The organism is Mesorhizobium sp. WSM4815, assembly GCF_055811575.1.
This window is the reverse complement of record NZ_JBVVQS010000102.1, coordinates 685,507-700,179: the sequence shown is the minus strand read 5'-3', so window position 1 is coordinate 700,179 and position 14,673 is coordinate 685,507. Positions and strand designations below refer to the sequence as shown.

The 14,673-nt window shown below is 62.9% G+C and carries 13 protein-coding genes; 2 read left to right on the top strand and 11 right to left on the bottom strand.

All coding sequences use genetic code 11. The features are described from left to right. Positions 1–11: 11 nt before the first annotated feature. On the top strand, positions 12–824 hold the full coding sequence (gene fabI / locus AC0L2B_RS32080) for an enoyl-ACP reductase FabI (protein WP_473532909.1): 813 nt from the start codon (positions 12–14) through the stop codon (positions 822–824). A 148-nt stretch (positions 825–972) separates the two neighbouring features. On the opposite strand, the gene AC0L2B_RS32075 is transcribed toward fabI, so the two are convergent. The 10 genes from AC0L2B_RS32075 to rimP all read right to left on the bottom strand — a co-directional run bounded on the left by AC0L2B_RS32075 (position 973) and on the right by rimP (position 13,388). Further along, a complete protein-coding gene (locus AC0L2B_RS32075; RefSeq protein ID WP_473748190.1) occupies positions 973–1,986 on the bottom strand; it encodes a class I SAM-dependent methyltransferase in 1,014 nt (337 codons plus the stop codon). Positions 1,987–2,077: 91 nt separating this feature from the next. Further along, positions 2,078–4,225: a polyribonucleotide nucleotidyltransferase gene (pnp, locus tag AC0L2B_RS32070; protein ID WP_023802123.1), complete on the bottom strand. Its 2,148-nt coding sequence runs from the start codon at positions 4,223–4,225 to the stop codon at positions 2,078–2,080. Between the two features lie 406 nt (positions 4,226–4,631). Beyond that, the gene (gene rpsO, locus AC0L2B_RS32065) at positions 4,632–5,006 is read right to left on the bottom strand and encodes a 30S ribosomal protein S15 (protein WP_274609416.1); all 375 of its coding nucleotides are present in this window, start codon (positions 5,004–5,006) and stop codon (positions 4,632–4,634) included. Positions 5,007–5,083: 77 nt separating this feature from the next. Further along, entirely contained in the window at positions 5,084–6,178 is a 1,095-nt protein-coding gene (gene corA / locus AC0L2B_RS32060) for a magnesium/cobalt transporter CorA (protein ID WP_473510217.1), read from the bottom strand. Positions 6,179–6,221: 43 nt separating this feature from the next. Then, on the bottom strand, positions 6,222–7,184 hold the full coding sequence (gene truB / locus AC0L2B_RS32055; protein WP_473748189.1) for a tRNA pseudouridine(55) synthase TruB: 963 nt from the start codon (positions 7,182–7,184) through the stop codon (positions 6,222–6,224). Continuing rightward, positions 7,184–7,621 carry a 30S ribosome-binding factor RbfA gene (gene rbfA / locus AC0L2B_RS32050; protein WP_473748188.1) on the bottom strand — a complete coding sequence of 146 codons (438 nt, stop codon included), beginning with the start codon at positions 7,619–7,621 and terminating at the stop codon, positions 7,184–7,186. The genes truB and rbfA overlap by 1 nt, the downstream gene beginning before the upstream one ends. Positions 7,622–7,846: 225 nt before the next feature. Then, positions 7,847–10,414 carry a translation initiation factor IF-2 gene (infB, locus tag AC0L2B_RS32045; protein ID WP_473748187.1) on the bottom strand — a complete coding sequence of 856 codons (2,568 nt, stop codon included), beginning with the start codon at positions 10,412–10,414 and terminating at the stop codon, positions 7,847–7,849. Next, the gene (locus AC0L2B_RS32040; protein ID WP_091599993.1) at positions 10,411–11,061 is read right to left on the bottom strand and encodes an RNA-binding protein; all 651 of its coding nucleotides are present in this window, start codon (positions 11,059–11,061) and stop codon (positions 10,411–10,413) included. Before AC0L2B_RS32040 ends, infB begins: the two co-directional genes overlap by 4 nt. Before the next feature lie 38 nt (positions 11,062–11,099). Then, on the bottom strand, positions 11,100–12,695 hold the full coding sequence (gene nusA, locus AC0L2B_RS32035) for a transcription termination factor NusA (protein WP_473748186.1): 1,596 nt from the start codon (positions 12,693–12,695) through the stop codon (positions 11,100–11,102). 48 nt (positions 12,696–12,743) lie between these two features. After that, positions 12,744–13,388, bottom strand: coding sequence for a ribosome maturation factor RimP (gene rimP, locus AC0L2B_RS32030; protein ID WP_091599995.1), 645 nt, complete (start codon positions 13,386–13,388; stop codon positions 12,744–12,746). A gap of 321 nt (positions 13,389–13,709) precedes the next feature. On the opposite strand from rimP, the gene AC0L2B_RS32025 reads away from it, so the two are divergent. Beyond that, complete coding sequence (locus AC0L2B_RS32025) at positions 13,710–13,874, top strand: hypothetical protein (RefSeq protein ID WP_473748185.1); 165 nt, start codon at positions 13,710–13,712, stop codon at positions 13,872–13,874. 82 nt (positions 13,875–13,956) lie between these two features. On the opposite strand, the gene trmB is transcribed toward AC0L2B_RS32025, so the two are convergent. Then, positions 13,957–14,658, bottom strand: coding sequence for a tRNA (guanosine(46)-N7)-methyltransferase TrmB (gene trmB, locus AC0L2B_RS32020; protein WP_473748184.1), 702 nt, complete (start codon positions 14,656–14,658; stop codon positions 13,957–13,959). Positions 14,659–14,673: the final 15 nt, after the last annotated feature.

Sequence of the window (14,673 nt, the reverse complement as noted above, 5' to 3'; positions counted from 1 at the left end):
GACAGCCGACCATGGACGGATTGATGAAGGGCAAGCGCGGGCTTGTCATGGGTGTCGCCAACGACCATTCGATCGCCTGGGGCATCGCCCGGAAACTGTCCGAACATGGGGCGGAACTCGCCTTCACCTATCAGGGCGAAGCCTTCGGGCGCCGGGTCAAGCCGCTCGCCGACAAGCTCGGCTCCTCGCTGGTCGTGCCTTGCGACGTCGAGGACAGCGCATCGGTTGCCGCTACCTTCGAGACCTTGGGCGAGGCCTGGGGCGGCCTGGACTTCGTCGTCCACGCCATCGGCTTTTCCGACAAGAACGAGCTGAAAGGCCTTTACGCCGACACCAGCCGCGACAATTTCGTCCGCACCATGGTCATCTCCTGCTACTCCTTCACCGAGGTCGCCCGTCATGCGGCCGCGCTGATGAGGGACGGCGGCTCGATGATCACGCTGACCTATGCCGGTTCGGTCCGCGTCATGCCGAACTACAACGTCATGGGCGTCGCCAAGGCCGGGCTTGAAGCCAGCGTCCGCTATCTCGCCAACGACTACGGCCCGCGCGGCATCAGGGTGAACGGCATATCCGCCGGACCGGTGCGGACACTGGCCGGCGCCGGGATTTCCGACGCACGCCACATGTTTTCCTACCAGCAGCGCAACTCGCCGCTGCGCCGCACAGTGACCATCGACGAAGTCGGTGGTTCCGCGCTCTATCTGCTGTCCGACCTGTCGTCGGGCGTCACCGGCGAAATCCACTATGTCGATTCCGGCTACCACATCGTCTCGATGCCGGCGCTCGACGAGCTGAAGCGGACCGACAGCGGACGAGAGTAATTTAATTTCGGCCGCAGAAGATGCCTTAAAGCGCGTCGCGTTTGAATGGATTCATGCGACGCGCTTTAAGTTCTTGTTTATGCATGTCGTTATCGCAAAACCGCTGCGCACTTTTGCGCGACATGCATTGGTCCCGTGAACTCCGCCTTCAGCGGCGCGCCGCGAAAATCTTGAACATGCCGTCGCGGGCGATCTCGGCATGGCTGGAGAAGGCGGCCGCCAGCACCGGCTCGTAGGGAAGCTGGCGGTTCGCCACCATGAACAGCCGACCGCCCGGCTTCAGCGCCTTTGCCGCGGCGCGGATCATGCCGGCGCCGATCTCGGGCTCGGCCGCCCGGCTGCGATGGAAGGGCGGGTTCATGGCGATGGCGTCATAGCGCCGCTCGACCGGCTCGCTCAAAAGATCGATCCAGAAGAAGTTGGGTTCCGCCGCTGTGTTGCCGATATTGAATTTCGCCGCCTCCAGCGCATCGAACTCGGCCTCGTAGAGATCGAGCGCCGATATGCCAGGTGAGCGGGCGGCGACCTCGGCCGCCACATAGCCCCAGCCGGCGCAGAAATCGGCAACGCTGCCACGCAGGTCGCCGGGGAGATTGTCGACCAGCAATCTCGAACCTGCATCGATCTTATCGAAAGAAAACATGCCTGGTGCGGTGCGGAACCGATCCTCGACCAGAAGGGCGGGATTGGCAGCGCGAAGCGCTGCCGCGACCGCAGCATCGGCAGGTCGATGAAACCAGAAGGCGATGCCGTGATGTTTCGGCAAATGGCCGTCGAGCGGCACAAGCTCGTCGATGCGCTTGCGCAGGCTGGCAATGCCATCGTCCTTGGCGCCGGCAACGACAATCGATCCGCCCGGCCGCACACGCTCAATCGCCTCGGCGATGCGCAATTCGTTCTGCCCGCGATGGCGGCCGGCAAGCACCAATGCCGCATCGAAACCTTCGCCCTCCAGGCGCGGCGTGACGGTGAAACCGGCCGCCTGCAGCGCGCGAAAGTGCGGCCGGAAGCCTTGCACAAGATGCAGTGCTGCATCAAAACCTTCGGGCAGGCGGAAGCCCGGCTCAGCGCCCAGAAAGAGGACACGCTCGCCCTTACGCGGCAAGGAAACAGCCTCCGCCTCGAACGGATGGAACAGTGTCTTCAGCGGCTCAGCGGACATTTTTCGATCTCGAAGTGCAGCTGGCTTGACCAGAAAATGAAAGCGGGCGCGACCTGTCGGCGCGCCCGCTTCGATTGTTCGGTCAGATCGCTCAGGCGGCGTCTTCTTCGCCGTCGGCCTTCTTGTCGCGGGCGATTTCCTTGCCGGTGGCCTGGTCGACGACCTTCATCGACAGGCGGACCTTGCCGCGTTCGTCGAAGCCCATCAGCTTGACCCAGACCTTGTCGCCTTCCTTGACGACGTCCGAAGTCTTGGCGACGCGATCATTGGCGAGCTGCGAGATGTGGACGAGGCCGTCACGCGGACCGAAGAAGTTGACGAAAGCGCCGAAGTCGGCGGTCTTGACGACCGTGCCCTCGTAGATTTCGCCGACTTCCGGCTCGGCGACGATGGTGTGGATCCACTTCTTCGCCGCCTCGATCTCCTTGGCGTTGGACGAAGCGATCTTGACCGTGCCGTCGTCCTCGATGTTGATCTTGGCGCCGGTCTTTTCGACGATCTCGCGGATGACCTTGCCGCCCGAGCCAATCACGTCGCGGATCTTGTCGGTCGGGATGTGCATGACCTCGATGCGCGGCGCGAATTCGCCGAGTTCGGAGCGCGCGCCGGACAGCGCATGGCCCATTTCGCCGAGGATATGCTGGCGGCCGTCCTTGGCCTGATCCAGCGCGATCTTCATGATTTCCTCGGTGATACCCTCGATCTTGATGTCCATCTGCAGCGAGGTGATGCCGTTGGCGGTGCCGGCAACCTTGAAGTCCATGTCGCCGAGATGGTCCTCGTCGCCGAGGATGTCGGAGAGCACCGCGAAGCGCTCGCCTTCCTTGATCAGACCCATGGCGATGCCGGCGACCGGCTTGGCCAGCGGCACACCGGCATCCATCAGCGCCAGCGAGGTGCCGCAGACGGTAGCCATCGACGACGAGCCGTTGGACTCGGTGATCTCCGAGACGACGCGCAGCGTGTAGGGGAACTGGTCCGATGTCGGCAGCATCGGGCGGATCGCGCGCCAGGCGAGCTTGCCGTGGCCGATTTCGCGGCGGCCGGGCGAACCCATGCGACCGGTTTCACCGACCGAATAGGGAGGGAAGTTGTAGTGAAGGAGGAACTTTTCCTTGTACATGCCGGTCAGCGAATCGACATACTGCTCGTCCTCGCCGGTGCCGAGCGTGGCGACGACCAGCGCCTGGGTCTCGCCGCGGGTGAACAGCGCCGAGCCGTGGGTGCGCGGCAGGACGCCGACTTCGGAGACGATCTTGCGAACCGTCTTCAGATCGCGGCCGTCGATGCGCGAACCGGTGTCGAGGATGTTCCAGCGCACGACCTTGGCCTGGAGCTCCTTGAACACGGTGCCGATCTGCTCGGACGTATACTTGGCTTCTTCGCCTTCGGCGGGTGCGAACGCAGCCTTGACCTTCGCCTTGACGGCGTCGACGGCGGCATAGCGCTTCTGCTTGTCGGTGATCTTGTAGGCATCGCGAAGCTCGCCTTCGACGATCTTCAGCATCTCGGCTTCAAGCGCCGAATAATCCGGCGCGGTGAAGTCACGCGGATCCTTGGCGGCGACTTCTGCCAGCTTGATGATGGCGTCGATCACCGGCTGGAAGCCCCGGTGGCCGAACATGACGGCGCCGAGCATCAGATCCTCGCCGAGTTCCTTGGCTTCGGACTCGACCATCAGCACGGCGTCGGAGGTGCCGGCGACGATCAGGTCAAGCTTGGATTCCTGCATCTCGTCGACATGCGGATTGAGCACATATTCGCCGTTGATGTAGCCGACGCGGGCGCCGCCGATCGGACCCATGAAAGGGACGCCGGACAGCGTCAAAGCCGCCGAGGTGGCGACGATCGACAGGATGTCCGGGTCGTTTTCGAGATCATGCTGGACGACGGTGACAACGATCTGCGTGTCGTTCTTGTAACCGTCAGCGAAGAGTGGGCGGATCGGACGGTCGATGAGACGGGAAACCAGCGTTTCCTTTTCGCTCGGACGGCCTTCGCGCTTGAAATAGCCGCCCGGGATCTTGCCGGCGGCATAGGTCTTTTCCTGGTAGTTGACGGTCAGCGGGAAGAAATCGAGGCCCGGTTTTGGTTCCTTCATCGAAACGACGGTGGCGAGAACCTTGGTTTCGCCGTAGGTGGCGAGCACCGCGCCGTCAGCCTGGCGCGCAATCTTGCCGGTTTCGAGGATGAGCGGACGGCCGCCCCATTCGATTTCCACTTTGTGGTGATTGAACATGTCTTGTCCTTCATATGCGGAAAGGGCCGCGCCATTTCACCGTGCGCGAGTGCCCCTTTCCCTTGGCTTCGTTTCTCGGGCAGCCACGGGCAAGACAACGGGAAGCTCGGGTAAATCCGGCGCGGATGCCGCGCGAGCGTCCTGCAATCCTGCCCCATGACCGTCCATGGGCGGTTTCGAATGGCCCTGTGCTATATCGAAACCGGGTCTGGCCAATCGATCCGACTGGCCTTGCGCATGACCCGAAAACCGCGGCTCTCGGAAATGCCTTGCGCAAATTCAAAGTTTCAGAGCGTCCCATGTGCGCGTCCAAATCGAAGCGCGGCGCTCTACTTCCTTCATTGGAGCAATGGACTGCTCCAATGCGCGACCGGCGGGCTCTCGAAAGAACCCGCCGGTCAATTCGTCAACGGCGCAGACCGAGCTTCTCGATCAGCGTCTGATAGCGCGCGTCGTCCTTGCGCTTGAGATAATCAAGCAGGCTGCGGCGCTGGGAGACGAGAGCGAGCAGACCACGGCGGGAATGGTTATCCTTCTTGTGGTCCTTGAAATGGTCGGTCAGGTTCTTGATGCGCTCGGAAAGGATGGCCACCTGGACTTCCGGAGACCCGGTATCGCCCTTGGCGGTTGCGAATTCACCCATCAATTCCTTCTTGCGCTCGGCAGTAATCGACATCGTGTTTTTCCTTATCTGTTTGAGGAAACGGGACGCCCTCGGCCGGGATGTCGTCCAGCAGGGGCCGGTACAAGCAACGTGGCATTGCACGATGCTGCGGCGCATATAGGGCAATTCAGGCAAAAACACCAGCCCAATTCACAAGCCGGCTTTTTGCTGCACAAACGAAGATTTCGCCTCGGCTAAAGCCACTTCTTCCATCTGAAGAAGGCGACAAGCCCGAGCGCGACAACGGCCATGAACACCAGCGCTGCCGGATAGCCGTATTGTGCCTTCAGCTCCGGCATGTTCCATGGCGAGGCTTCGGGATCGAAGTTCATGCCCCACACGCCAGCGAGAAAGGTGAGCGGGATGAAGATCACCGAGACGATCGTCAGATAGCTGATGACGTCGCTGGTGCGTGCCTGACTCAGCGACAGATGCATCTCGATCAGACCGGTCAGCATGTCGCGCTGGGTTTCGACCAGTTCGATGAGCCGAAGCGAGTGATCGAGCGTGTCGTTCAGGAAGATCTTGGTCTCGGGCTTGACGTAGGGCACGTCGTTGCGGATCAGCGTCGCCAGCGCGTCGCGCATCGGCCAAAGCACCCCCTTCAGCACGTTGGCGTCGCGCCGCAACTCGTGAAGCCGCCGCATCTGGTGCCTGTCCGCCGCGCGCAGCATCTGGTCCTCGATGCTGTCGACCAAGTCGCCGGCGGTCTCGATCGGCGGGAAATAACTGTCGACAATGGCGTCGATCAGCGCATAGGCGAGATAGTCGGCGCCGCGTGAGCGCAGCCGGTTGGGCATCGAGCTTTCGATGCGCTTGCGCACGGGATCGAACGGATCGCCTTCGCGCTCCTGGAAGGTGACGACGAAGTTCCTGCCGAAGAAGACCGCGATCTGCTCGTAGCGATGCGCGGTGACGTCGTCGATCATCCTGACGACGACGAAGGCATGGTCCTCGAAGAAGTCCACCTTCGGCCGCTGGCCGGTGTTGACGACGTCTTCCAGCGCCAGCGGATGCAGGCTGAAAATCCGGCCGATCTCCTCGATCAGCGGGATGTTGGCGAGACCGGTGCAATCGAGCCAGATGACCGGCCATGCGTTGCAATGAGCATTCAGGTCGTTGATGCTGGCATCTTCGATTGTCTCGAATTTGTCGGGCGACATTAGTGTCAGTCGCAGTTCGCTGCGCCGCGCCGCAGGGTCGGCGATCAGTGTGCCTGGTGATGCGCCGATCGGCGGCCGCCGTTCTGTCACCGGCGCCCGCTTCCTGATCGTCTCGGCCTTTGCCATGTGCCCCTCGAATGTACCTCTGATCGAGATTAGACGAGGGGGCTCAGCCGGCAAAGACCCGCTTCGGCTTGAACATGCCTTGCTCGATGGCGCCGATGGCGACCAGCTTGCCGCGCGCCGTGGCGCAGGCTTCCTCGGCTTCCACCGGCGCGTCGCGGCCACGGATGATGACCGGGTTGCCGAGGCGGATTTTTGTTGCCGCGTCGTCGCTGATCGCGATCTGCGGCAGGCAGTCGAGCGCGGCTGACGTGTCGACCAGAAACGCGTCGATGGCGTCGAAGTCGACCGGCACCGTGTCCGCTGAATCCGAACCCTCATCGGGCTGTTCGCCGAATCGGGCGGCTTCCAGCTCGGCGATGGCGACGAAGTCTTCCTGCGTGAACGGCTCGACCTCGATCCGGCGCAGTTCGGCGATGTGACCGAAACAGCCGAGATCGCGGCCCATGTCGCGGGCCAGCGAGCGGACATAGGTGCCCTTGCCGCATTCGACCTCGAAAATGGTGCTGTCAGCACTGTGCTCGATCAGGTCGAGGCGGCCGATCTCGACTTCCCGCGCCGGAATGTCGACCGTCGCGCCGTCGCGGGCAAGATCATAGGCGCGCTCGCCTGCGATCTTGATGGCCGAAAATTGCGGCGGCGTCTGCATGATGACGCCGGTGTATTTCGGCATCAGCAAAAGCACATCGGCTTCAGCCGGACGCTGGTCGGAGCTTTTCGTCACCGGCCCTTCGAGGTCATCGGTCGAACGCTCCTCACCCCAGGCGACCGTGAAGCGGTAGACCTTGGCGCCATCCTGGACATAGGGGACGGTCTTGGTCGCTTCGCCGAGCGCGATCGGCAGCATGCCGGAAGCGAGCGGGTCGAGCGTGCCGGCATGGCCGGCCTTTTCAGCCTGGAACAGCCATTTGATCTTGGAGACGGCTTCGGTCGAACCCATGCCGACGGGTTTGTCCAGCACCAGCCAGCCGGAGATCGGCCGACCCTTCTTCTTGCCGCGACGCGCCACTATTTTTCGTCCTTGTCGTTGTCGTTGTTCTGGTCGCCGATCTGGGCGTCTGGGCCGAGATCGCGCGCCACTTCGGGCGAGTGCAACAATTCGTTGATCTTCTGGAAATTGTCGTAGCTGGTGTCGAGCCGGAAGCGGAATTCCGGCATGTACTTCATCTGCCGGAGCGCGCCGGAAACGCGGCCGCGCACGAATTTCGCATGCTTGTTGAGCGCCTCGACCACCGCATCGGCATCACTGGCGCCAAGCGGCGAGACGAAAGCGGTGGCGATCTTCAGATCGGGCGACATGCGCACCTCCGAGACCGAAACCACCGAATTCTCGATCAGCGGATCGAGGATCTCGCCACGTTGCAAGGTTTCCGACAGCGCATGCCGCACCTGCTCGCCGACGCGAAGCATGCGCTGGGATGGACCTGACGTGGTTGAACGGGGCATTTTTCTCTGTCCTGAAATCGTGAGGCACGGGATGGGACCGCGCCGCATGTCTCATATGCTTTAAAGCCTGATCCATCCCGATAGAAATCGGAATGGATCAGGCTCTATTTTTTGTTGACCATGATCTTCTCCGAAACCGGATACCACTTTTCGGGATCATGGTTTAGGCGGCAGCCTTTCGACCACCGCCCGGTCTGTAAATGCTCGAACTCAAGTTGCTCGAACTCAGAGCGTCCTGGTCACCATCTCGACGCGGAAGCACTCGATGACGTCGCCGACGCGCATGTCTTCGTAGTTCTGGAAGGCCATGCCGCATTCCTGGCCACCCGGAACCTCCGCAACTTCGTCCTTGAAGCGCTTCAGCGTCTTCAGCGTGCCTTCGTGGATGACGACGTTGTCGCGGATCAGGCGAACGCCCGCACCGCGCTCGACCTTGCCTTCGGTGACACGGCAGCCGGCGATCTTGCCGACCTTGGTGATGTCGAAGATCTCAAGGATCTCGGCATTGCCAATGAAGGTCTCGCGACGCTCCGGCGACAGCAGGCCGGACAGCGCCGCCTTCACGTCATCCACAAGGTTGTAGATGATCGAGTAGTAGCGGATCTCGATGCCTGCAGCCGCGGCCGCCGCACGCGCCTGCACATTGGCGCGAACGTTGAAGCCGATGATTGCGGCGCCCGAGGTTTCCGCCAGCGAGACATCGCTTTCGGTAATGCCGCCGGCGCCCGCATGAACGATGCGCGCACGCACCTCGTCGGTGCCGAGCTTGTCCAGCGCCGCGCTGATCGCCTCGATCGAGCCCTGCACGTCGCCCTTGATGACCAGCGGGAATTCCTTCAGCCCGCTCGTCTGCAGTTGCGACATCATCTGTTCGAGCGAACCACGCTGGCCGGCATGCTTGGCCACCGCCTTCTCACGCGCCAGACGCTGGCGATATTCGGTGATCTCGCGGGCGCGGGCCTCGTTGTTGACGACGGCGAAGCGGTCGCCGGCCTGCGGGGTTCCCTGCAGGCCGAGCACTTCCACCGGCATCGCCGGCGGCGCTTCCTTGATCTGCCCGCCGCGGTCGTTGACCAGCGCGCGCACCCGGCCCCATTCGTTACCGGCAACGAGGATGTCGCCAGGCATCAGCGTGCCGGTCTGGACCAGCACCGTGGCGACGGGGCCGCGGCCCTTGTCGAGCTGGGCTTCGATGACGACGCCCTCGGCGGTGCGGTCCGGATTGGCCTTCAGGTCGAGGATTTCGGCCTGCAGCAGGATCGCTTCGAGCAGCTTGTCGAGATTGGTGCCCTTGGTCGCCGACACTTCGACGTCCAGCACCTCGCCGCCCATCGATTCGACGAAGACTTCGTGGCGCAGCAGTTCCGAGCGCACCTTCTGCGGGTCGGCGTCATGCTTGTCGATCTTGTTGATCGCCACAATGATCGGAACGCCGGCCGCCTTGGCATGGCTGATCGATTCGATCGTCTGCGGCATCACGCTGTCGTCGGCCGCCACTACCAGGATGGCGATGTCGGTCGCCTGAGCGCCACGGGCGCGCATCGCCGTGAAGGCGGCGTGGCCAGGCGTGTCGATGAAGGTGATCTTGTTACCGTTCTTCTCGACCTGATAGGCGCCGATATGCTGGGTGATGCCGCCGGCCTCGCCGGACACGACATTGGCGTTGCGGATGGCATCGAGCAGCGACGTCTTGCCGTGATCGACATGGCCCATGATGGTCACCACCGGCGGACGCGGCTCGAGATCCTCGGGACGATCGGCGATGTTGAAGAGGCCTTCCTCGATGTCGGACTCGGCGACGCGGCGAACCGTGTGGCCGAATTCGGTAGCGACCAGTTCGGCCGTGTCGGCGTCGATGACGTCGCCCGGCTTCAGGATCTGGCCCTGTTTCATGAAGAACTTGACCACATCGACGGCGCGCTCGGACATGCGCTGCGCCAGTTCCTGGATGGTGATGGTTTCGGGAAGTATCACTTCGCGCATGACTTTCTCGCGCGGTTCGTTATGCAGCGCGCGCTTGAATTTCTCCTGGCGCCGACGCATCGACGACAGCGAACGCGCACGCGCATCCTCATCGGAAAGTGCGGCATTCAGCGTCAGCTTGCCGCGGCGGCGATCTTCCTCGCCCTTGGTCGGCTTGGCCGGACGCGCCACTTCCGGCGTGACCGGACGGCGCACCGGGGCGCCGGCGCCGGTCCGCTTCGGCTTGATGTCCTCGTCGTCGACTGTCGCCAGTTCGGCGGTCAGCGGCGCGCGGCGGCGCGCCTCTTCCTCGGCACGCCGGCGGGACTCGGCCTCGGCCTGCAGCCGGGCTTCTTCCTCGGCCTGGCGGCGCGCGGATTCCTCGCGCTCGCGACGGCGGCGCTCTTCATCCTCGGCGCGGCGCTTGGCCTCGTCGATGGCGCGCTGGCGATCCTCGACGTCGCGCACCTTCGAACCCTCCAGAGCCCGGCGGCGCGCCTCCATCTCATCGCGCGACAATTGGTTCAGCACCATGCCGCCGCGTTCGACCGGCGGCGCAGGCGGCGGCGCCTTGGGCGCTTCCTGCACAACCGGCGCTGCCGCGACCGGTGGCTTCGGCGTGAAGACGGACACAGGGGCAGCAGCCGGCTCCGGCTTGTCACCGGGCAGCGAGAACTTGCGCTTCTTGGTCTCGACCACGACCGCCTTGGTGCGGCCATGCGAGAAGCTCTGGCGCACGGTGCCCTGTTCCGTACCGGGGCGCTTCAGCGTCAAAGTCTTCTTCGGCGTAACACTCAACGTCTTGTCGTCGCCCGATTTCGTATCGCTCATTCCATATCCTCTGCGGCATCATCTTCGTCAGCAACGGCCGCAAGCATTGCCAGATCGTCCGGGGAACCGCCCCGATACCGGTCGAGCGCAACCATGCGCTTCTGGACCGCCCTGCCCGCGTCTCCCGCGAGAACGGCAGCATGTATCACATTTGTACCCCCCAATGCCAAGCTCAACTCGGCCTCGGAGAAAAGTTTGTAGGCAAGGATGGCGGGGCCACCGAGGTGGACGGTTGCCCGTCGCGCCTGGCTGATCTTGCGGACGCCGTCATCTGACGCCTCGGTCGCATGCAACACGAAAAGCGCCAGCCCGCCACGCACCGCGCTCTCGACCTTGGTGGCGCCGAGCGCGATCGCGCCTGCCTTGCGGGCAAGACCGAGCATGCCCAGAGCGTATCTGGAAAGCAGCCCGTCAACCATGTCGCCGAGATCGGTCGGCACGGTCACCTGCGCCTTGAAGGCGCGAGCGAACAGGTTTTTCGCTGCCGCCTTGTCGATATGTAGGCGGTCGGCAGTCACCCAGCAACCGCGTCCGGGCAAGTTTTTCTTGATATCCGGAACGACGGCCGAATCCGGGCCGACGACGAAACGGATCAGTTCATCCGGTTCGGCCTGTTTGCGCGTGACGATGCAAGTGCGATCGTTCATCTCGTCCAAGGGCGGCTTGTGTGCGATGCGGTTTCACCTCACGCACCAACGGCTTCGTCAGCCGGCACGTCTTCGGCTGCAAGCTCGTCTTCGGTGATCCAGCCGGCCTTGAGGCGAGCAGCCAGAACCATCTGTTCAGCATCGGTCCGCGACACGCCGTGATTGGCGAGCACGCCCGGGAATACCTTCGTCTCGCCGTCCTTGCGTTCCTTCCAGCCGGTCAGATCATCGGCCGCATAGCCGGCGAAATCCTCGATCGTCTTCACGCCGTCCTCGCCGAGCGTCACCATCATGGCGGTGGTCACGCCTGGAATCTCACGCAACTCGTCCTTGACGCCGAGCGCCTTGCGCTTCTCGTCATGCTCGGCTTCGATCTTCTCCAGATATTCGCGGGCGCGGGCCTGGATTTCCGAGGCGGTGTCCTCGTCGAAGCCATCGATCGACGCGATCTCGTCGGCATCGACATAGGCGACTTCCTCAACGCTGGTGAAGCCTTCGGAGGCGAGCACCTGGCCGACCATCTCGTCGACGTTGAGCGCATCCATGAACAGCGCCGAGCGTTCGACGAACTCCTTCTGGCGGCGCTCGCTCTCTTCCTGTTCGGTCAGGATGTCGATATCCCAGCCGGTGAGCTGCGACGCGAGCCGGACGTTCTGGCCGCGGCGGCCGATGGCCAGCGACAGCTGGTCGTCCGGCACCACGACCTCGATGCGTTCGGCGTCCTCGTCGAGCACGACCTTGGCGACTTCCGCCGGCTGCAGCGCGTTGACGATGAAGGAAGCGGCCGAAGGCGACCACGGAATGATGTCGATCTTCTCGCCCTGCAATTCGCCGACCACCGCCTGAACGCGGCTGCCGCGCATGCCGACGCAGGCGCCGACCGGATCGATGGAACTGTCACGCGAGATGACGGCGATCTTGGCGCGCGAACCCGGATCGCGGGCGACCGACTTGATCTCGATGATGCCGTCGTAGATTTCCGGCACTTCCATGGTGAACAGCTTCGCCATGAACTGCGGATGGGTGCGAGACAGGAATATCTGCGGACCGCGCTGCTCGCGGCGCACGTCATAGACATAGGCGCGGACGCGATCGCCATATTTGTAATTTTCGCGCGGGATCAGCTCGTCGCGACGGATGATCGCCTCACCGCGGCCGAGATCGACGATGACGTTGCCGTATTCGACGCGTTTGACAGTACCGTTGACGATCTCGCCGATACGGTCCTTGTACTCGTCGTACTGGCGGTCACGCTCGGCCTCGCGCACCTTCTGCACGATGACCTGCTTGGCCGACTGGGCGGCGATGCGGCCGAAATCCATCGGCGGCAGCTGTTCGGCAATGAAGTCGCCGAGCTGGGCGTCGGGATTGCGCTCACGCGCCGAGGATATGGCGATCTGCGTCGCATAGTCGTCGACCTTCTCGACCACTTCCATCAGCCGCTGCAGCTTCATCTCGCCGGTATTCGGATTGATGTCGGCACGGATATTGGTTTCCTGGCCATAGCGCGAGCGCGCCGCCTTCTGGATCGCATCGGCCATGGCGGCGATGACGATCGACTTGTCGATCGACTTCTCACGCGCGACCGCATCGGCGATCTGCAGCAGTTCAAGCCTGTTGGCGCTTACAACCATCTCTTTTCTCCCGAGCCTGTTGCCGAGGCTTTGCGCCCGGCAGCCCAATCACATTTCCTGTTCGGTTTCATCTTCTACGCCCGCTTCCACGCCCTCTGGCGCGTCTTCGGGCTCGCCGCGGCGCTTCTTGGCTTCCTTGCGCGCCCTGTTGTCCTTCGACAGTGCGTCGCGGATAAGGTCGTCGGTCAGGATCAGCCGTGCTTCGGCAATCGCATCGTAGGGCACACGCACCGTCGGCTGTTCGCCATAGGCCGCCTTGTCGCGCTCGATCAGCACGCCGTCCGCGTCGCTCTCGGCGATCTTGCCCTTGAAGCGCTTGCGGTCGGCGACGAGGACCGAGGTTTCCATCTTCACCAGATGACCCGTCCAGGTCGCGAAATCCGACTTGCGGACCAGCGGCCGGTCGATTCCCGGCGACGACACTTCGAGATGATACGCCTTTTCGATCGGATCATCGACATCGAGCGCCGGCGACACCGCCCGGCTGACCTCTTCGCAATCCTCGACGGTCATGGTGCCGTCCTCGCGTTCGGCCATGATCTGCAGCGTCAGCCCGTTCTGGCCCGTCAGATGCACCCTGACAAGGCGGAAGCCAATGGCTCGCAGAACCGGCTGCACGATCAGCGCGATGCGCGCATCGATGCCGCTTTCGCGGATGATGCGGTCGTCGCTGTCGGGTACCGTTGCCGTCATTCTATTCCTGTCGCTTCGTCGGCGGCCGGAAGGTAACAAAAAAGAGCGGGACCGGGTGGACCCACTCTTCGCCATACCGACCAAGAATTTGAGCCTGATATAGACGATCGCAGCCGTCGTTTCAAGTCCGCATGCAGTCCGTGTCGGTAAGCAGATGAATTGTCCGCATGCAGGGTGGGCGAAACTGTCGGGGGCGGCAGCGTTGCACAGGGCGCATGGCGGCCATGCGCCAACGTCCCTGTGATATCAGCCAGTACGCGCCTATCTATGTTGCGTTGCACAAAATCAATCACGCATTGCAGCAGGCGAAAGGGCATAATCATGACCAACCGCAAGGTTTTCTTGGCTATCGGCGATTTCTTCACCGTGTTCGGCAGCGCCGTCGCCGCTTCGCACGCCGTCGAAGCCGGCCGCAAGCCGCGCGCACGCGATCTGCGCAATCTCGGCATGGATCCGGCCGCCTTCAACAAGATCGGCCGCTTCTAAGTCTAAGTCCGGCGACGCAGGGACGAGGACATCTCTGGTCCTCGTCGACGGCAAAGTGCGCTAGGCGCGCTTTGAATTAGGACTATTTTCGGACGAAGGTGAGGTAGGCTGGCCGCCGGCCTTCGCGAACGGCCTTCGCCTCGTAGCGTGTACCCGGCCAACCCTTATAGGGCCGCTGCCAGTCGGCTGCCTCTTCAGCCTGCCACGCAAACGCTTCATGTGCCCGGCAGTGCAGCAGCGTCCAGTTCACATAGCTATCGATATCGGACGCAAAGCGGAATTTTCCGCCTGACTTCAGCACGCGCGCGAAACGGTCGAGATTGACCGGACTGACGAAGCGGCGCTTCCAGTGTTTCTTCTTCGGCCAGGGATCGGGATAGAGAAGGTCGATGCCGTCGAGCGAGGCTTGCGGGAGCCAGTCGAGCAGGCGCGTGGCGTCGTCGTCATAGACCCGAAGATTGGCAAGCGGCCGTTCCCTGACCGCCATCATCATCTTGGCCATGCCGTTGACGAAAGGCTCGACGCCGACAAAACCGGTCTCAGGAGCCGCCGTCGCCCGATGCAGCAGGTGCTCGCCGCCACCAAAACCAATTTCGAGATGAATGGCGCGGACATCGGCTTCGAACAGGCTGCGCAAGTCGGCCGGCGATCCGGCCGTCAGATCAAGCCGGTAAGTGCTAAAACCGCTTTCCAGTGCCGCTGCCTGCTGCGGACGGATGGCCTTGCCGCGCCGGCGACCGAAAAATGCTTCGGTCGCACGGCTTGGCCGGTCTTTCGGATCCATGTCTTCCGGATCTAT